General features: G+C 44.6%; 18 protein-coding genes, 1 pseudogene and 1 riboswitch. Of the genes and pseudogenes, 8 read left to right on the top strand and 11 right to left on the bottom strand.

The window, feature by feature from the left end; translation table 11 throughout:
- Positions 1 to 128: 128 nt before the first annotated feature.
- From J7E78_RS07700 to J7E78_RS07690, 3 genes are all read left to right on the top strand, one after another.
- Complete coding sequence (locus J7E78_RS07700) at positions 129 to 356, top strand: hypothetical protein (protein WP_017692425.1); 228 nt, start codon at positions 129 to 131, stop codon at positions 354 to 356.
- 348 nt (positions 357 to 704) lie between these two features.
- Complete coding sequence (locus J7E78_RS07695) at positions 705 to 1,754, top strand: glycoside hydrolase family 53 protein (RefSeq protein WP_215075681.1); 1,050 nt, start codon at positions 705 to 707, stop codon at positions 1,752 to 1,754.
- 738 nt (positions 1,755 to 2,492) lie between these two features.
- A complete protein-coding gene (locus J7E78_RS07690; RefSeq protein WP_215075680.1) occupies positions 2,493 to 2,948 on the top strand; it encodes a hypothetical protein in 456 nt (151 codons plus the stop codon).
- Positions 2,949 to 3,479: 531 nt separating this feature from the next.
- Here the strand turns inward: J7E78_RS07690 and rarD are convergent.
- The 4 genes and pseudogenes from rarD to J7E78_RS29305 all read right to left on the bottom strand — a co-directional run.
- Positions 3,480 to 4,358 (bottom strand): EamA family transporter RarD, encoded by an 879-nt coding sequence (rarD, locus tag J7E78_RS07685; protein ID WP_215075679.1) that lies wholly within the window; start codon positions 4,356 to 4,358, stop codon positions 3,480 to 3,482.
- A 136-nt stretch (positions 4,359 to 4,494) separates the two neighbouring features.
- Complete coding sequence (locus tag J7E78_RS07680; protein ID WP_215075678.1) at positions 4,495 to 5,082, bottom strand: hypothetical protein; 588 nt, start codon at positions 5,080 to 5,082, stop codon at positions 4,495 to 4,497.
- A 379-nt stretch (positions 5,083 to 5,461) separates the two neighbouring features.
- Positions 5,462 to 6,103 carry an NAD(P)-dependent oxidoreductase gene (locus tag J7E78_RS07675; protein WP_215075827.1) on the bottom strand — a complete coding sequence of 214 codons (642 nt, stop codon included), beginning with the start codon at positions 6,101 to 6,103 and terminating at the stop codon, positions 5,462 to 5,464.
- 237 nt (positions 6,104 to 6,340) lie between these two features.
- Positions 6,341 to 6,436, bottom strand: a pseudogene (locus J7E78_RS29305) (iron-sulfur cluster assembly accessory protein); the annotation flags it as partial.
- A gap of 261 nt (positions 6,437 to 6,697) precedes the next feature.
- On the opposite strand from J7E78_RS29305, the gene J7E78_RS07670 reads away from it, so the two are divergent.
- Entirely contained in the window at positions 6,698 to 7,039 is a 342-nt protein-coding gene (locus tag J7E78_RS07670; RefSeq protein ID WP_215075677.1) for a hypothetical protein, read from the top strand.
- Between the two features lie 631 nt (positions 7,040 to 7,670).
- The gene (locus J7E78_RS07665; RefSeq protein ID WP_215075676.1) at positions 7,671 to 8,426 is read left to right on the top strand and encodes a hypothetical protein; all 756 of its coding nucleotides are present in this window, start codon (positions 7,671 to 7,673) and stop codon (positions 8,424 to 8,426) included.
- 739 nt (positions 8,427 to 9,165) lie between these two features.
- Here the strand turns inward: J7E78_RS07665 and J7E78_RS07660 are convergent.
- A complete protein-coding gene (locus tag J7E78_RS07660) occupies positions 9,166 to 9,522 on the bottom strand; it encodes a HesB/IscA family protein (protein WP_074096375.1) in 357 nt (118 codons plus the stop codon).
- Positions 9,523 to 10,154: 632 nt separating this feature from the next.
- Here J7E78_RS07660 and mqnE point away from each other — a divergent pair.
- Together mqnE and J7E78_RS07650 are read left to right on the top strand one after the other, a co-directional pair.
- Positions 10,155 to 11,261, top strand: coding sequence for an aminofutalosine synthase MqnE (gene mqnE / locus J7E78_RS07655; protein ID WP_215075675.1), 1,107 nt, complete (start codon positions 10,155 to 10,157; stop codon positions 11,259 to 11,261).
- Between the two features lie 234 nt (positions 11,262 to 11,495).
- Positions 11,496 to 12,557, top strand: coding sequence for an NAD(P)/FAD-dependent oxidoreductase (locus J7E78_RS07650; protein ID WP_036673332.1), 1,062 nt, complete (start codon positions 11,496 to 11,498; stop codon positions 12,555 to 12,557).
- On the opposite strand, the gene J7E78_RS07645 is transcribed toward J7E78_RS07650, so the two are convergent.
- Entirely contained in the window at positions 12,554 to 12,808 is a 255-nt protein-coding gene (locus J7E78_RS07645) for a YuzB family protein (protein WP_074096376.1), read from the bottom strand. The two genes, J7E78_RS07650 and J7E78_RS07645, sit on opposite strands and share 4 nt — an antisense overlap.
- A gap of 80 nt (positions 12,809 to 12,888) precedes the next feature.
- Here J7E78_RS07645 and J7E78_RS07640 point away from each other — a divergent pair, with 80 nt between their 5' ends.
- Complete coding sequence (locus tag J7E78_RS07640; RefSeq protein WP_053783253.1) at positions 12,889 to 13,134, top strand: NifU family protein; 246 nt, start codon at positions 12,889 to 12,891, stop codon at positions 13,132 to 13,134.
- A gap of 138 nt (positions 13,135 to 13,272) precedes the next feature.
- Here J7E78_RS07640 and J7E78_RS07635 read toward each other — a convergent pair whose 3' ends face one another.
- The 5 genes from J7E78_RS07635 to J7E78_RS07615 form a co-directional block, all read right to left on the bottom strand.
- A complete protein-coding gene (locus J7E78_RS07635; protein ID WP_017692411.1) occupies positions 13,273 to 14,052 on the bottom strand; it encodes an SDR family oxidoreductase in 780 nt (259 codons plus the stop codon).
- 378 nt (positions 14,053 to 14,430) lie between these two features.
- Complete coding sequence (locus J7E78_RS07630; protein WP_215075674.1) at positions 14,431 to 15,270, bottom strand: MetQ/NlpA family ABC transporter substrate-binding protein; 840 nt, start codon at positions 15,268 to 15,270, stop codon at positions 14,431 to 14,433.
- Between the two features lie 75 nt (positions 15,271 to 15,345).
- The gene (locus tag J7E78_RS07625; RefSeq protein ID WP_215075673.1) at positions 15,346 to 16,005 is read right to left on the bottom strand and encodes a methionine ABC transporter permease; all 660 of its coding nucleotides are present in this window, start codon (positions 16,003 to 16,005) and stop codon (positions 15,346 to 15,348) included.
- A complete protein-coding gene (locus tag J7E78_RS07620) occupies positions 16,006 to 17,040 on the bottom strand; it encodes a methionine ABC transporter ATP-binding protein (protein ID WP_215075672.1) in 1,035 nt (344 codons plus the stop codon).
- Between the two features lie 125 nt (positions 17,041 to 17,165).
- Positions 17,166 to 17,307, bottom strand: a riboswitch (SAM riboswitch).
- A 129-nt stretch (positions 17,308 to 17,436) separates the two neighbouring features.
- Positions 17,437 to 18,153: a Cthe_2314 family HEPN domain-containing protein gene (locus tag J7E78_RS07615; protein WP_215075671.1), complete on the bottom strand. Its 717-nt coding sequence runs from the start codon at positions 18,151 to 18,153 to the stop codon at positions 17,437 to 17,439.
- Positions 18,154 to 18,280 lie beyond the last annotated feature (127 nt).

Here is an 18,280-nt window from a genome sequence, read left to right as displayed (position 1 = left end):
GATAACTCATGGCCGCAACTTTTTCCATCCCTTTACAAAGGTCAATAGACAGAGTAAAGTGAAGTACAGTGTGATTTGGTCCGGTTGCTTGTTCTCATTCCAAATATAATTGATTAAAGGAGTATATAATGAAATCCAACAAACCTAGAACGTTACAAAAAAATATAGAGTTTTTCACGGCTGCACTATCTCAATGTATGGTAAGCGCGTGGCAGGAAGACCCGGCTGGTGTCTATTGCGAGGTCGGTTGTGGCATTGTGGAGCGGATCAGTGAAGACAGTGTGCGCATCCGAAACAATGACGGAACCAAGAGCCATTATGCACGAGATATCACGATGTTCCAGACTGAAAAATAATTTTTCGTAAATACGTGAAAAAGACTAGCTTTCCCAAACAAGGTGTTGTATACTCTTGCCACAAGGAAAGGAGGTGCGTCAACATTTCTAATGTCATGTTGAACGTGTCCCTTACCCGATCCACTAGCTCAAAATAAAATGAGTCTGGTGGAGGCGCGGGATACGGATCAATGTTTCAAAAAGCGCCACGGGTAGAAAAGCCGTCTTCGGACGGCTTTTTGTTTTCTCTTTTTCTGTAGAGAGGTTGAGAAAACACCCAAAATGTTGGAAATGGACCCTTTAGTAGAGCAAACCAGGATGGCTATAATTAGGATGCAACTCAACCTAAATCCGAGGAGGCATCTTGTAATGTTCAAAAATGTAAGGGGTTTCAAGACATCCATCATGTTGGCTTTTGTTTTGTTATTCACCTCCATCATGTTGCCCGCAGGTCAGCATGCCAGCGCAGCACCAAGTTTCGCCAAAGGAGCCGACATCAGTTGGGTTCCCGGAATGGAAGCTCAAGGCTACAAATGGAAAGATAAAAACGGGGTACAGCGCGACATCATTGATATTTTGAAAAAAGACTATCAAATCAACTCCGTTCGCATTCGGGTCTTTGTTAATCCTTCGAATGATTATGGGAACGGTTACATGAACAAGGATCGTGCGGCTGCACTCGCACAACGTGCCAAGAATGCTGGCATGAGTGTGATGCTTACCCTGCACTACAGCGATTCCTGGGCAGACCCTGGTCAACAAACCAAACCTGCTGCTTGGAAAAACTATACGTTCCAACAGCTCATGGATGCAGTATGGAACCACACTCGTGATGTTATGACGGCGATGCAAAGCAAAGGCGTTACCCCTGACTGGGTTCAAATCGGTAATGAAACAAGCAACGGCATGTTATGGGAAGATGGTAAAGCATCCACCAACATGAAAAACTATGCGTGGCTGGTGAACACAGGCCATAACGCAGTGAAATCCCTGAGCAGCGGCACCAAAACTATCGTGCATCTGGCAGGTGGAGATGATAACGCCCTCTATGTATGGAATATTGGTGGTCTGATCAACAACGGAGCTAACTTTGACATGATCGCCATGTCCCTCTACCCTTCGGCTTCCGGCTGGAATACAGCTGTGACGAACACGGTAAACAATGCCAAGGATATGATCAACCGTTATGGTAAAGAGATCATCATCTCCGAAATTGGCATGGACAATAACCAGGCTGCAGCTGGTAAAAGCTTTGTTGCTGCGATGAAAAACCAAATCCGCAATCTGCCAAATGGCAAAGGTAAAGGTGTATTCTACTGGGAGCCTCAGGCTACACCAGGATACAACGGCGGCTACGGCAAAGGCGCATGGCAGTCCAATATGATGCCGACGGCTGTCATGGAAGGATTTATTGACTAGGTACGGTGGGTAGAATTATATTGGTTGCAGCGTGGTGGGCGTTCCGGTGGCGGATCGTTCTTATGATCGCTGTTATCCCCAGATTTTATGAATTCCCCTTATTGGGGAAAATCCGGGGATAAAGGCGACCGCTCCGCTTCTTCAGAATCGATTCCGCCCCCTCCACTACGTTGCTGCTCCTTGAGACACTTCTAAAACCGTGTGTAGTCAAATGGTAAGTAGTAAGGTAAAACAAGGGCTTGAGGCGCTGTTCCCGGTGGGAGTAGCGCCTTTTTGTGATGAAGTGCTTTGAGGTTGCAGCGTGGTGGGCGTTCCGGTGGCGGATCGTTCTTATGATCGCTGTTATCCCCAGATTTTATGAATTCCCCTTATTGGGGAAAATCCGGGGATAAAGGCGACCGCTCCGCTTCTTCAGAATCGATTCCGCCCCCTCCACTACGTTGCTGCTCCTTGAGACACTTCTAAAACCGTGTGTAGTCAAATGGTAAGTAGTAAGGTAAAACAAGGGCTTTAGGCGCTGTTCCCGGTGGGAGTAGCGCCTTTTTGTGATGAAGTGCGCTTAGGATGCAGCGTGCTGGACGTTCCGGGATCGGGCACTTCTAAAGCGTGGCGCGATCAATCGAGGAGGGGTGCACCACTCGGGCTGGAGACTGATGTTCTTTTGGCTTACATATGAATATAATAAGTTTATTGAGATAACACATAGGATCAACTTTTTATTGGAGAGGAGACATAAGGATGAGTTTTTTAAAAGGGCTCGGTCAGTTAGCTGGGGAAGTTACCGGGAAAGTGTTGGGCGGCAGCGTGAGGGTTGTTGGTGAAATAGCGGGAAGCCCCTTTATCAAAGAAATCGGAAACGGTGTGGAGAAAGCCACAATTAATACAGGCAAAACCGTTGGACAACTGGCTAGTGGGACATATGATCTTGCCAGTGGTGCAATTCGAAAAGATGATACCGTTATAGACGCGGGGCTTGCCGATATTGGAGGTGCTGTAACCAATACTGCAAAAGGTGTAGCGATATCAGCCAAGTATGTATATAACAGCGGTAAAGATGTTGTTGTGGGCATGAAAGAGGAAGATAAGGACAGAGTGAAGCTTGGTGCCAAGAATCTTTTAGCCGCTGCTGCGGTAACAACACTCGCTGTCGGTGTCATTGATGCAGTTGATGGGGCTGAAGGTGTAAATACTTAGGATTTGGTTTAGATCACCAATAACACAACAACTGAAGAAATACAGCCTAGCAGGGCAATAAAAATATGTAGACAACTAAATGAGATTTTTTCAAGTAAAATCCGTTGTCTCTTCTGAATAAAACACGAGTAGATGAACACCGTTATCACAACGGGCAGATATAAATGAAGATCCGGACCATCCGTGCTTGGTAATAGTTTATTAATATATCCACCTATCGTCTCGTTGACCATCATGAACCCATATATACTACCGATTATTACTGAAACTGCAAACTGAAATAGTATCTGAACTACAGCCTTCTTTACAAAGAATGGATCACGTTTGCGGTAACCGTTATTAACCATCATATATCTGTCGCCTCCTCGTTTTTCGATTACTCTTTTTGGTTACTACCCTGTATTTTACCATAACGTTGATCAGCTGCCTTCATAGTTTTTGTCGTTCCATCGTTTCCCCACAAACGAAAATTGCCCTGTCCACCTTATTGGCAGACAGAGCAATGATGGCGATACCAGAATACCTCTATGTTCAGCTTACCTTAGCAAGTCTCGTAGCACGCATGGATGCGGCAGCGTATACGATAAGTGCTATCCAGATCAGCGCGAAACCAACAAGCAGGACTGGCGAGACCGTTTCCTTGAACACAAACACACTCAGGATCAGCATGATTGTCGGTCCAATATACTGTACGAAACCTAGTGTGGACAACGACATTCGAGCAGCCGCCCGTGCAAAGAACAGCAGCGGCAGCGCCGTCACCACACCGGAAAGTAACAGCTCGAAGAACATCGGCGCAGGCAGCGTCCATGCCGTGGCTTTTCCCACGATGGCCAAGTAGATCCAGTAGCCTAGCGCGACGGGCAGAACTACAGCTGTCTCCGAAAATAAACCCACAGAAGCGTCTTGCTTAATCTTCTTCTTCGCAAGACCGTACAAGCCAAATGACACGGCCAGCGAGATTGCAACCCATGGGAAACGTCCGTAGTCGATAGCAATGATAAGCACCGCGACACCAGCGATGGCAATCGCGAGCCATTGTCCACGGTTTGGCTTTTCATGAAGGAAGACAACCGCCAGCAGCACATTCAGTAACGGGTTCAAATAATAGCCCAGACTTGTCTCAACGACATGACCGTTGTTAACTGCCCAGATGAAGATAAGCCAATTAATAGCAATTAGCAGTCCACTTGCGGTAAGGGACAGCAGGGTCGAACGACTGGTCAGAATGCGCTTCATGTCCCCCCAACGACGTTGGACGGCAACGAAAATTCCCATAAAGACAAATGACCAGACGACCCGGTGCGATAAAATCTCGCCCGCTGGTACATTTTCAAACAACTTCCAATACAGCGGGAGAACTCCCCACATAATATACGCAATGATCGCGTTGATTAATCCATTATTCATAACTAGTTCCCCTCTTATTGCTCTGATATCTCAACGGATTATACGCCTCGATCCTCGTTTAAGTAAAGGGGGTAATAGGTCATACAGGAATCCATGCCTAGTTCAAATGACTTTTTCTTTGGGCTAAATTCCCCGTTTAGCGCAACCATATTATACTTTGCGCTTTTTCTTTCTTACTCTCATGAAGAAGATAAAGATCGCCGCAAATACGACCTACGATAAACAAATCAATATCTTGCTCAAACATAAACCACATTTTGTGTTCTACGTTCACTTGTTGTTTTGGTGGAAATCCTTCCCCGAATAGCTCAGTTGCTTGATTAAGATTATTCATTTCGATCGTCAAACTGCACGGACTACTACTTAATTCACCATCCAATTCGCTAAAGTATATTAAGTATTTGTTACCTTCCTTGAAATCAAATCCCCATGTGAAGTTAGTTGCAATAATTAGTTGAGAGTCAACTTCAGTATCCCAACTCCTCTCAACTTCCACTAAAATATAACTAATTTTCTCTTTGGTCCCCGTAAATCCCTCTTGCTTCAAGTCGACCTTTACTTGCTTTACTTCACCATAAACAGCTCCATCATATATTTCTAACTGTTCTTGGGGACCTCCCGATTCGGCACATGACAAAGCGTTAACATCTTGTGCATTTGAGATAAAGAACACGCTAGATATAAAAAATATTAACGTGAATATACGAAGCTTCAGTTTTCCCACCTTCTTCTCATGACGTTATTTCGTACATCTTTATTGACCTGTTTAACAGGAAAAATGTTGCATTTTCCCTGGCCGTTAGGTGAATGAACAAAGAAGCAACCAATCGGACACAGTTGGTTACTTCACATCTACTTTACTTTTACTCTCCTCCAACATGAAACACACCAATTACGGTTTCACCATCCTTGTCATACAGTGGAATATCCCACCCGTCTGGTGATCTGCTGTTCTGTATCGCAATAGCTTCTTCAGGTGTTTTTGGCAGCTCGCCCTGTCTAACGTTATTGCAGCACTTCCCTCTTCGATAACATAAAAAACGGACACCGATCTGTGGTAGATCAGCGTCCGTTTATATGTTCAATATGATAATTTAAAAGTGTTACTTCACTTCGCCAACAACAGTAAAGCGCTCGTTTTGGTGTTGTGGATTCTCGATCTCGTCAACCAAAGCAATTGCATAGTCTGCATAGCTGATGTAGCTGTTGCCTTCGCTATTCACGAGAATAACATCGTTGCCTGCTTGATATTTGCCGGTGCGTACGCCTTCCGGATTGAAGAATCCAGCTGGGCTCAGGAATGTCCATTGAATACCCGAAGATGCTTGCAGATCCTGCAAGTTTTGGCCTTGGTTCGTTGCAGTTGCTTTGTAAGCATCCGGGAATCCCGGGGATTCAAAGACACGCAATGTTTTGGACTCGTCTGTGAACAGGCTTCCTGCTCCACCCACAACGATCAGACGAGTGTTTGGGGCATCCTTCAGAATGTTGATTAACGCTTGTCCTACTTCCACATGCAGGTTTTCTTTACCCGCTGGAGCACCAAAAGCATTTACAACCACATCAAACGCTTTAAGATCTTCAGCTGTAAGATCGAATACATCTTTCTCCAGCGTATTCAGGCTTTTATCTTCCAATTTGGATGCATTACGAACGATTGCCGTTACTTTATGCCCTCTGTCTGCTGCTTCTTTCAAAATTACACTTCCTGCTTTTCCTGTTGCACCAATGATTGCAATGTTCATCATGATCTCTCCTTTGTAATTATCGATATTGTTTTTGCGATATTGTTTATGTTTAAACTTCATAATGTAACTATAGTTGTTACAACTAAGTTTGTCAACCATGTGCATCAGTATACGCAAAAAGGCCCCTGATATCATGCCCGTGCTAAACGGATACAATTCAGAGGCTATCTATTAAAGGGATTGCAAACTGCTTATTTTAAAACAAGATTGGGAAACCGCTGAACAATTCAGTTCTTAACAATCCTTATCCGGCACACCCTCGTCTTCCTTCGTACGGAAAGAAGATCCACAGCCACAAGCGGCTACCGCGTTCGGATTATGGATGGTGAATTTACGCTTAGCTATTAGGAAGGCTTAACGTCCGTCACTACGCTGTTTCTGGCATGTGGGCGGGATTGTGAATCCACACGACTACTTGTTAATCACGCGCCACTATGACGCATAATCTCGTTAACCGCACTCTACCCTAGTGGGCGTGGACAAATCAACAAGGTTTTAAACTACGTGGCAAGCAGTTGTTTAGTAGATTTACAATATTTCACGTGGTAAAATATATAAGTAGTAGAATATATGTGAAGGGTGGTCAATCGGTTGAATCTTGTTGAAATGTTAGAACTAGCGAATCAAGAAAAAGAAAAAATCGTTAAAGAGAGAGCAGACAGGCAGATAAAAATACGTCGTGCTCAAGAAAATGTAACTGATGCGTTCCGTAATGTGTTCGATGCGCTAAGTCGAGCTGGGATATCAACCGCACCAACTTCTATCGGGAGTAAGAGCGCTCAGATTGACGTATACAAAGTCCCACTAAACCTGAGCATCAAATATGTGTATGACGCTATCGAACGTGATCCCGACTTAGATTTGGTAGAATTTGTGAAGGATATGGTTCACAAATCATATAGAAGCAATATTGGATTAAAAAACGAAGCATAAAACGTAGAAACGGCGCAGACCTCATTGGAGTGGGAACTGCGCCACTTTTTTAGTGGTCAGGTTGTTGTACCTCGATGACTTGCGTATGGGCCCTTGGGGGTCACACAATTCCGTTCCGTTTAACCATCTTGCTTACCGCATAAATATACCGTAGCAAAGGATTGCGGATATGTGATTATCAATCCCGCGTTATTCATTGCATATACATTCCCACTCCTATATGCTCATAAACCGTATAACTGCGCGGACTAAAGGCGTATATCGGCCGTAACCTACTGGCAGTTTATACAGCCGGCCATCCGTGCAGTATGCATTCGTTATGTAGTCGTCCAACCCCGAAGTTTACCCGTGGCCATCCGCCAGGAGCACGGTGTAGTTTTTTTAATACCCACTCATCGCTACTCTGTCCGGTATCGTACAGCAATCCTACGCTATCCATCAGCCGACTAGATCGTTCAGGTCCACGATATCTCTGCGGATTTCCTCGTCTGTCGATAAATTGTGCCATGTATTAGAGTATCAGTTGAGGACATTATTGAGTCATTCCAAGTATCAATAAACCGAATCACTAATCAGGTTAAATCTAAATAGCCCTCTATACGAAATCTATGAGATGAAGGAGTATTAACAGATGGCCTTAAATACAGCTACTAAAATTAAATTCCAACAAGCGTTAGACACAGGGGTATTCTCATCGGAAGATTTTGAGTTTCTCGAAAGTCAAAGTTATGACGATGCTGTCATATCAATTATTTATAGGTTTAACAAAAAATATAAGATGAGTATTACAATTGGAAGTAATGGCGTTATAGAAATAGAGCAATCTCCTGGTAGTATATTGGATAAGGAAAACCACTCAAAAAAGGACACTTGGGGAGTAATAACCTCTATAAAAAACTGGCTTGATCTAATGGAAACGGATATGAATCTATCTCCATCTAATCGGATATTGGAAGAAAAACACAAAATTTTCGAAGAAACTTTGAAACGGATAGAATCATCTGTAGATAAAATAGATAAGGACGTTCTTTTCACATCATCCGAATCGAAAGAATTAGCGATAAGATTAACAAAGTTAGAGGAAACATTTAAAGTTAAACTAGAAGAAGAACATCAAGACAAAAACAAACTCAACCAAGAGATGGCGAATCTTTCTAAAGAAATCGAACTTTTAAAAAATCAACTCGACTCATTCACTAAAGGAAATTGGGTAAAAGCTTTTACAACTAAAGTATATACTTGGAGTCGTCGAAACCCAAATACTGTAAAAGCATTAGGTGGAGCAGCTCTTGAAATGTTACCGCCCGACATAAAGGAGCACTTCCCAGTTGAAATTCTTCATCTTGAAGAAGGGACATCTTCTGATAATAACATAGGTTCAGAATAACCTGTGAAACAAGCATCCGAAACTATAGTTTACCAACACTTACCGCCAACATACGCAAGACCCGGACGCAGTCTATAATAACTGCGTCTTTTTCTTGTCTACTCCGGAGGCACCGTTAAAAATGAACTCGTTCCCCCACTCACTCCGATATACTTCAACATAACCACGCTCGCATGCGAAGGATTCCTTGCAACGTGGCAAGGAATCCTTCGCTACGGTATAAACAAAAAAAACGCAACAGAAATGCTATCCGCTGCGGTTCAGAATACTTTTATTTTTCCTCGTTCAGATACTCTTTGAACGTTAATGCGCTTCTCGTTGTATTTCTCACCATCAATTAAGAAAATAAATTCATTCATAACTGGTTTACGTTCACAAAGTAACCGTAATGCTTCCTGTAATCCATAAGCGTCCTTTCGCGCAGTCCCTCCACTTTCTTCGCGTTGATTATAAGGTCTAACGCTCGCTCTAATGTAAGCTCCGGGAACAACTTTACATCACGCGCGCCGCCGTTCTCGTTAACAAAAAGACCTCCATAACGTAATTAGTACGAGACTAATACGCCATAGAGGCCGTGATTCACAACCCTGAAATGCCATTTCAAGGATTGATAACGTTCATCGTTCGGGGTTGTTAACCTACCGAAATACCTACGCAATTCACAATCTGCACCGTTAAGGCTACCGTTACAGGCTTGCGTCCATCGAGCGTCTTATAACACGCTCAAACCCGCGTCAGATCAGCAATCCTTATCCGGCACACCCGCGTCTTCCTTCGTACGGAAAGAAGATCCACAACCACAAGTGGCTACCGCGTTCGGATTATGGATGGTGAACCCACCCGTCATACCGGACTCTTCAAAATCAATTTCAAGTCCATCCAGGTATTTCAGGTTTTCCTTCTCAACTACAACCTTCATGTTCTGAATATCCATATACAGGTCCTCATCGGACTCTTTATCGTCAAAGCCCATGGCGTACGAAAATCCGGTGCAACCGCCCGGTGCTACGCCAAGACGCAGGAACATACCAGGTGTCTCTTGCTGTGCAAGCATCTCTTTCAATCTGTCAGCAGCCGTTTCGCTGATGTTAATCATGCCAGGTCACTCTCCTTTTTCATATAAAATCATGTTCAAAAAGGGCGCTTTTCAGTACCAAGAAGATGGGATGAAGATAGAAATGGAGTAGCGGAGCGTAGGCAAAACTACGTGAGCAACGGACATTTCGGCTGAATCCCATATTCGACGCTGAGATGCCGCTAGGCATCCTTCGTAATCAAAAGCGTACTTTTTGAACAACCTTTCATTAACTCTTCTTTAAATTATACTCCACCCCGTCAAGGGTCTCAAGTCATGTTTGCCTCTTTCCGCGTTCCCCCTCTACTCCTTTTTCTTCCCAGTGTATTGAACCCCCGGGATACGAGGTTTATAATGAATAGGTGGTCGCCCTGAAATGTCGATATTTTGTCATGACTTATTCAGACGATGGTCATAATTGGAGTTGTAATTTTTTTCACATTTCGAGACTGCAACGCAGTCCCCAATGCATATATGAGTCAACCGACTCCATTTTTTGAAAAAATTTAGCTTTCATATGCAGCACACGCTGCACCGGGTAAATAAGAGTTAGTCCAACTAAGAAGGCGGCAGTTGACCGCATCTTTGCTATGTAGTTCTGTAAGCAGGTCCTACACACAACTCAATTCCGGTAAAGAACAGGAGGAAACAGTATGTCTACATTGGTAACACCGTTCACAGACAAAAAAATGGCTGAAATCGTTGAGAAAGTGCAGAACGGCGTAAGGCTGAGCGTAGAAGACGGCGTATATCTGTATGAAACAGATGATCTGTTGACTTTGGGCCAGCTGGCCAATGAGGCCAACCTGCGGAAGAATGGTAAGAAAGTATATTTCATCGAAAACATGAGTCTTTATTTTACGAACGTATGCGAAGCCCATTGCGCTTTTTGTAATTTCCGCAAAGACCAGGGCGAAGAAGGCTCTTATACATTATCCGGTCAGGAAATGATCGATTATGTGGAACAGCATATTCATCCAGGCGTACGTGAGTTCCATATCGTAGGCGGACATAACAACCATGTTCCTTTTCAATATTATGTCGATTCCCTGCGTGCTTTAAACGAGAAATATCCGGATGTTACACTGAAAGCTTACACGGCAGCCGAGATTGATTTCTTCACCCGGATTAGCGGACTCAGTATCAGAGAAGTTCTGCAAGAGCTGCAAAAAGCAGGTCTGAAAACATTGACTGGTGGCGGCGCTGAGATTCTCTCGGATGAATATCGCAAAAAAATGCGTGTAGACAAAGCCAACGTGGATCGTTATCTTGAGGTGCACCGTACAGCTCATGATCTCGGCATGCGTACACATACTACGATGTTGTATGGATCGATCGAATCCTATGAGGACCGCGTCAACCATATGGTACAGATCCGTGAATTGCAAGACGAGACCAACGGATTCATGGTCTTTATCCCACTTTCCATGCAGCCAAAAAGTAAAAACGCGAGTATTATGCGTCGTAACTCGGCTTATGAGGATCTCAAAACGATTGCGATCAGCCGTCTGATGCTGGATAACATCGATCATATCAAAGCATACTTCATTAACATCGGTCCACAGCTGGCTCAAGTCGCCCTTGGATTTGGTGCTTCAGATGCACACGGCACGATTGTTCGCGAACGAATTAGCCATGCGGCAGGTGCACTCACACCTGAAGGCCTTACACGTAAAGAGCTCATATGGCTCATTAAGGGTGCAGGACGTATTCCGGTAGAACGTGATACGTTCTACAATGAAATTCAAGTGTACGAATAGGATATAACTCCATCCACAACTAATATTGCACCAGCACCACTCCAGAACCCAGCTTTCTTTATAGGGAGACGTTTGATTTCGAGTGGTGCAAACTGCTAAATGATATCTTTAATTTTCAATGTCACCTTTTCAATTGTTCAAATCCAAACAAAAGGAGCAGCTATGTTATTGCATAGCTGCTCCACAGTTTACAGCCCCATTTCAGTGGGACTGATGTAGAAAGGAAGCCGAGTCATGAAAAATTTCGTCATTCTTGGAGGCGGCTATGGCGGCCTCACCATCATCAAGGAACTTCTGGAGGGTAAAATTCCATCCGATACACAAATTATTTTGGTGGACCGCAGCCCCTTTCAGGGATTAAAGACCGAATATTACGCACTCGCAGCAGGAACCGTATCCGATTATGACCTGCGTATCCAATTTCCAGTGAGCGATAAAGTCACTTACCGTTATGGAGAAGTTACTTCGATTGACCTGGAACAGCGTCAGATTGAATTTGAAGGCCAAGACCCGCTCGTGTACGACAAGCTTGTGATTGGACTTGGTTGTACAGACCGTTTCCACAATACACCAGGCGCCGAAGACTACAGCTGTACCATTCAGAGCTTTAGCAAAACACGCGAGACTTACCTGCGCCTTAATGAAGTCAAAGCCTATGGCAATGTGCATATCGTAGGCGGAGGATTAAGTGGTGTCGAGATGGCAGCCGAACTTCGTGAGAGCAGACCGGATCTGAACATCAGCATTTTGGATCGTGGTGAGCGTGTATTATCAGCCTTCCCGCAACGTCTATCCGTGTATGTGCATGAATGGTTCAACGAACATCAGGTAGAGACACGCGGGCATATCGCCATTTCACGCGTTGAACCTAATGCTATCTATAACCGGGATGAACAGATTCTAACGGATGCTGTCGTGTGGACTGCAGGCATTCAGCCCGTAAAAGTAGTACAGGATCTGGACGTGACCAAAGACCCTCAAGGACGTGTCGTCCTGAATGAATACTACCAAATCCCGGAATATACCGATGTGTATGTCGTTGGTGACTGTGCCAGTGTACCTTATGCACCTAGCGGTCAAGCTGCGGAAGTACAGGGTGAGCAGATCGCCCATATTCAGCATGCCCTCTGGAAAGGCGAAAAGCCCAATCCACATCCACTCAAGCTTCGTGGCACACTGGGTGCACTCGGCAAGAAGTCTGGGTTTGGGCTGATGGGCAAAACGTCCATGATGGGACGTGTACCTCGTATTTTGAAAAGTGGTGTGCTATGGATGTCCAAGCGCCATCTCGGTTAGTCGAGATCGAGCTCGTCCCAGACATCGGCTTCGGCAACTTTGGCCAGAATAGCGTTATATAGATCTTCCACTTTGTCCGTGATGACAACTTCGCCATTCACCAGTGCAAATGGAGTCATAGAACATTGGCCGCAGTTGGTGAGGCAGCCGTATTCAATCACGTCATAGTCTGGATTTTCTTCCAGTTGATCCATGACTTCATCTGTGCCAAAATGCATATTATTGGCACAAAATTCAATAATCGGTCTCATTTAAGTTCACCTGCTTTGTTTGACCATTTTAATTTGTGGCCATTTGTAATATAATATAGGAAGGAAAGGAGTTGAACAATATGAGCGAAAACGCACAAAGCACCATGTATGATGAGGTATCTGATGTGCTTGATAAACTTCGTCCGTTCCTGCAGCGCGATGGCGGTGACGTGGAACTGGTCGACGTGGAGGACGGCATCATTAAGCTGAAACTGGTCGGTGCCTGCGGCAGTTGCCCAAGCTCCACCATTACCTTAAAAGCCGGGATTGAACGTGCCCTTCTCGAAGAAGTTGAGGGTGTACAAGAAGTCGTACAAGTATTCTAATCAATCCTTCACGAAATAAACCTCAAGAGCCTTTCGCTTCGCATGAAGCGGAGGGCTCTTTTTTTGTGTGCATATGCAGAGAGTCCATGTTCACAGTCACCTTGACCCGTTTCCACGTACAATCCTTCAATTCACCTTTTAAGTATCCTCGCGCTGTATGGTTGGACGAATCGGATCAAGTCCTCCAGATACATCCATAATGTTACCTGTTATAAAATCGGAATGATCAAGGCACAGATACGTAATCACTCGTGCAATATCTTCACCGCTGCCTGGTCGCCCTCTTGGCGTTTCCTCGTCGGTGATGCCTGCCATTTCATCAATCGTTTTCTCTTTGTTCGCACCACGAATGTCACCTGGACATACCATGTTAACCGTAATTCCATACGGAGCTTCTTCAACCGCGAGTGTCTTTGTAAAAGATACCAGACCCACCTTGGCAGCCGCATATACGGCGCGATGAGGCCAGGATCTCGCTTCTCCAGCATGACTGAAGCCAAAATGGATAATGCGTCCCCATTGCTTGCGTCTCATCTCTGGCAATACACGCTGATCCAGTAACATCGGTCCCAACAGATTACCCTGCACAAGCATCTGGACCTCAGCTTCAGAATAATCCGCAAATAATCGTCGTTCACGGACAAATGGACCCGCGTTATTCACCAAAATATCAATGCTGCCCAGGTTGCCTTCCACCTGCTCAACCAATGAAGAGATATCTTCCACCTTGGATATATCAGCCTGGATGGCAATGCACCGCACACCCTTGGCTATAATCTGAGCCTTTAAAGCCTCAGCTTCTGTTCTGCTGTGTACATAGTTGAGGGCAATATGACACCCTTGATCTGCCAGACTGAGGGCCGTCATTTTACCAAGACCTTTGGCACTTCCCGTTATGAGGGCAATCTTTCCCTTCACGTTCATCCCCCTCTTCAAAGAGCAGTCACTATCCAGTATAAAAGATTTATCGTCCTCCTACAACTCGCTTATCCACAAGGGATTATCCACCTTTAATTCCAAATATATCTTGATTGAAATCGAACACCTATGGTACTGTCGAGGATATAACTTGAAAGGATCTTAACACGAACATGAAAAAACAGAAGATGGACATCGGGCCAATCTGGGCATCCATCTAACGTTGATACATCAGATAAACGATAACCTCTGTTGATTTCCACCAACAAGATCATGCATGCCTCTGGGCACGCGAAATCTAAAAAGCCGTATGTCTCCATTAGAGAGACATACAGCTTTTACTCACAAGCTTCATCACATTTCATACATTCCGTAATATTATTCAGTTGCAGGTTCAACTGCACCTTTATAACGTTCTTTGATGAATGTTTTCACTTCTTCGGAGTGCAGAGCAGCAGCCAGCTTCTGAATCGCATCTGCGTCCTTGTTGTCCTCACGGGAAACGAGGATGTTCGCGTATGGGTTACCTTGCAGATCTTCGATCAACAAAGCATCATTCGCGGGATTCAGGTTCGCTTCAAGCGCATAGTTGGCGTTGATGAATACCAGATCCGCTTCATCCAATTGACGAGGCATCATAGCTGCATCCAGCTCGATGATATCCAGGTTCTTCGGATTGGCTGTGATATCTTGAATCGTAGATGTGATATTTGTGTTGTCTTTCAGCGTAATGATGCCTTCCTTCGCGAGCAGCAACAGTGCACGTCCACCATTGGATGGGTCATTCGGAATTGCTACTTTTGCGCCGTCAGCCAATTCATCCAAAGACTTAATCTTTTTGGAGTATCCGCCAAAAGGTTCAACATGAACAGGTGTTACAGTAACGAGGTTGAATCCACGTTCTTTATTCTCTGTGTCCAGATAAGGCTGATGCTGGAAGAAGTTTGCATCCAATTTTTTATCAGCAAGTTGCTGGTTGGGTTGTACATAGTCATTAAACGTAACGACTTGCAAACGAATACCTTGTGCTTCCAGCTCAGGCTTGATGCTTTCCAGAATCTCTGCATGTGGTGTAGGTGAAGCTCCAACTTTCAATTCAACCGTACGTGGTGCACCTGCTGAATTGTCTGCGCCGCTATCGGCGTCCTTGTTGTTTCCGCAAGCTGCGAGAACCGCAATCAACATAAGACTAAGTAAAGCAAAAGACCATTTTTTCATGTGTAAAACCCCTTCTCTAATCATTTTTTTCATGTGGCGACCGCATAAATGCATATCCATCATGTTATCTATGTGTTATTTCCTGGTGAAAAATGTAACCAAGCGATCTCCAGCCATCTGGAGAATTTGCACAAGAATGATCATCGACACTACGGATATAATCATGATTTCATTTTGATAACGGAAGTATCCATAGTTGATTGCCAGTGTTCCCAGACCTCCACCGCCAACCATGCCCGCCATCGCCGTATAGGAGACGAGCGTAACAATGGTGATCGTTATACCCGCAAGCAGTCCAGGGAGTGCCTCAGGCAGTAACACCCGTCTTACAATCTGTCCGGTCGATGCACCCATCGACTGTGCCGCTTCAATGACACCCCGATCAACTTCTCGCAACGTCTTCTCCACCAATCGAGCAAAATAAGGAGCTGCTGAAATAACCAAAGGGGGTATAACGCCGAGCACCCCCGTAGCTGTACCGACGAGTATACGAGTGAATGGAATAAGAGCAACAATCAATATGATAAATGGGACTGAGCGCAAAATATTCACAATCAGGGATAGTATAGTGTACACTGCCCGTGACTTGATCGAAGCCGATCTAGCCGTCATGAACAGCAGAACTCCGAGCGGTAAACCTAAGATAACGGTAAACAAGCCTGATACACCCAAAATTTGCAGTGTCTCAATGGAGGCTTTACCAACCTCTTCCCAACGTACGGTTGAAAAATCCATCTAACGAAGCACCTCCACATCAAGTCCCTCAGCGGTTAATTCTGATATCGTCCGATCAATCGCATTTGAATCACCCTCAAACCGAACGGTCAGCTGTCCATAAGGAACCTGTTTAATCGTAGAGATCGTTCCTTGCAGGATGGCAAAATCCACACCCGTCTTACGTACCGTCCTGGACAAAATCGCTTCATACGTTTTGTTACCCAGAAAGGATATCTTCACAAGTTTGGAAGCAACACCTGCCTGCAACTCAACGCCTGCATTCGCCAGAGCGGTCTCTTCCAGAGCAAGTCCAGCTTCATGGTCACGCATCATGAAGTCCCGCGTAATCGTATGCTGCGGCTTCAGGAACACGTCTGTTACAGGTCCCTGTTCCACAATGCCACCTTGATGTATGACAGCTACCTTGTCACAGATGTTCTGAATGACATGCATCTCATGTGTAATCAGAACAATCGTGAGGTTGTACTTTTCATTAATGTCGAGTAATAACTTCAGGATTGAATTTGTCGTCTGTGGATCAAGTGCTGAAGTAGCCTCATCACAGAGAAGTACATTTGGATCACTTGCAAGTGCTCTCGCAATCCCTACACGTTGTTTCTGTCCACCCGATAATTGAGCCGGATATTTGTTGCTATGGTGCTCCAGACCAACCAGTGCGAGCATTTCCTTCACTTTGCGATCAATGGCATCCTTGGGTGTATTCACAAGTTTTAGTGGAAAAGCCACATTGTCATATACCGTTGCCGAGGATAACAGATTAAAGTGTTGAAAAATCATCCCGATTTTGCGTCTCTGTTGCTGCAATTCGGTTTTGCTCAGTTCAGTCAGGTTGATTCCGTCAACCCATACCTCACCCTGCGTAGGCCGTTCCAGCAAATTAATACAGCGAATCAATGTGCTTTTGCCCGCTCCGGAATGACCAATCACTCCGTAGATTTCACCCTTTTGGATGCTCAAATTCAGCTCGGATAACGCTGTTGTAGATTTTTTCCCTTTGCCGTACGTTTTTGTTAAACCTTTTAATTCAATCAATCGCACTTGCCCCTTTCCAACCACCTACATGTATCTTTACCCGATCTAAAGGAAAACTCCCCTTTAAGTACAAAAAAGAGCCCTTTGCAGATACAAAGAGGGCTCTTCACGTGAAAGAATATACCTTCTCATCTGCCAAAATCGTGCCTTGCACCATTTTGTAGGAATTAGCACCTAACATCTATAACGAATGATACATGTATCATGTCGCTACAAATCGGTTGCCGGGCTTCATCGGGCCTGTCCCTCCGCCGCTCTCGATAAGAAATATGTTGTTGTAGGATTTTATAAGTTCATGTAGTTTATGCTTTATAATGTGAACGTAACTTTTGAAATATCAGTTATATCCGTGTAACTTTCGATTGAAACTCAGTATATTCCAAGTATTCCGATTTGTCAAAGGGAATTATTTCTTTTCCATATTCTGTTGATGTAACTATAAGAGGCTGTTAACGTTTCACAGACCATATCAACGCCCTGACGCATTTCCTGCACATGCTGATTCAGATCCTCCAATTTCACTTTACCTTGCAAGGTCTGGTGTAACTGCCACAGGTCATCGTGCATTTCGGAGTTCATGTAGTGAATTTCCATATTACGTCGTTTGCGCAGCTTGCTCATCGGCTCACGATAAGAGTCCTTGATCTGTATTAATTGCAACGCCAGATCATGATGCTCCCTCGCATAATCGAACTGCCTTAACACAGTATAATAAGAAAAATGCGCTTTGGTATTTGAAGTATTCAGTTGGAATATTTCATTCAATACGGTGCCGACCTTATCCAGAATGGCAAAGCAGCGAATGAAGCCATCCTTGTAAAAATACACATACCGAGCATACTCGGCTTTTTCAGTCGGCGTCATATCATCCGTTGAACCTGCAACGACCTTTTTGCGAAAATGAGCAGCAGCGAAGCAGCTTTGCTCCAGTTCATCCAGTGAGGAGATGAGCCCCTGAGTCCACACATATAGTTTCCGATAGTCATGCTTGGGATCATGGTCCACATGCATTTGTCGTTGAAATAGCTCAAGCGTATGCGCCATTACGTCTATCGCTGCCTTCAATTTACCTTCGTTTATACGTGGCTTTTCCCCCAACAACGTTCGCAGCATAGCTAACCTCCTCTTTTCCAAAATCAACAAGAATTCATCACCGTAAACGTAACACATCATCCATTCCGTGTAATTGCTGCTTGCCATAGGTTGCCCTGATCCCCCTGACATCAAACAAAGTCCACCT

The sequence above is a fragment of the Paenibacillus polymyxa genome, from assembly GCF_018614975.1.
Taxonomy (GTDB): Bacteria; Bacillota; Bacilli; order Paenibacillales; family Paenibacillaceae; genus Paenibacillus; species Paenibacillus polymyxa_E.
The sequence above is the reverse complement of the archived record's forward strand: the minus strand, read 5'-3'. Positions and strand labels throughout refer to the sequence as shown.

Coding starts and splice junctions, on each gene's coding strand:
- J7E78_RS07700 (WP_017692425.1), top strand. CDS start 129: ATGAAATCCAACAAACCTAGAACGTTACAAAAAAATATAGAGTTTTTC.
- J7E78_RS07695 (WP_215075681.1), top strand. CDS start 705: ATGTTCAAAAATGTAAGGGGTTTCAAGACATCCATCATGTTGGCTTTT.
- J7E78_RS07690 (WP_215075680.1), top strand. CDS start 2,493: ATGAGTTTTTTAAAAGGGCTCGGTCAGTTAGCTGGGGAAGTTACCGGG.
- rarD (WP_215075679.1), bottom strand. CDS start 4,358: ATGAATAATGGATTAATCAACGCGATCATTGCGTATATTATGTGGGGA.
- J7E78_RS07675 (WP_215075827.1), bottom strand. CDS start 6,103: ATGAACATTGCAATCATTGGTGCAACAGGAAAAGCAGGAAGTGTAATT.
- J7E78_RS07665 (WP_215075676.1), top strand. CDS start 7,671: ATGGCCTTAAATACAGCTACTAAAATTAAATTCCAACAAGCGTTAGAC.
- J7E78_RS07660 (WP_074096375.1), bottom strand. CDS start 9,522: ATGATTAACATCAGCGAAACGGCTGCTGACAGATTGAAAGAGATGCTT.
- mqnE (WP_215075675.1), top strand. CDS start 10,155: ATGTCTACATTGGTAACACCGTTCACAGACAAAAAAATGGCTGAAATC.
- J7E78_RS07650 (WP_036673332.1), top strand. CDS start 11,496: ATGAAAAATTTCGTCATTCTTGGAGGCGGCTATGGCGGCCTCACCATC.
- J7E78_RS07645 (WP_074096376.1), bottom strand. CDS start 12,808: ATGAGACCGATTATTGAATTTTGTGCCAATAATATGCATTTTGGCACA.
- J7E78_RS07640 (WP_053783253.1), top strand. CDS start 12,889: ATGAGCGAAAACGCACAAAGCACCATGTATGATGAGGTATCTGATGTG.
- J7E78_RS07630 (WP_215075674.1), bottom strand. CDS start 15,270: ATGAAAAAATGGTCTTTTGCTTTACTTAGTCTTATGTTGATTGCGGTT.
- J7E78_RS07625 (WP_215075673.1), bottom strand. CDS start 16,005: ATGGATTTTTCAACCGTACGTTGGGAAGAGGTTGGTAAAGCCTCCATT.
- J7E78_RS07615 (WP_215075671.1), bottom strand. CDS start 18,153: ATGCTGCGAACGTTGTTGGGGGAAAAGCCACGTATAAACGAAGGTAAA.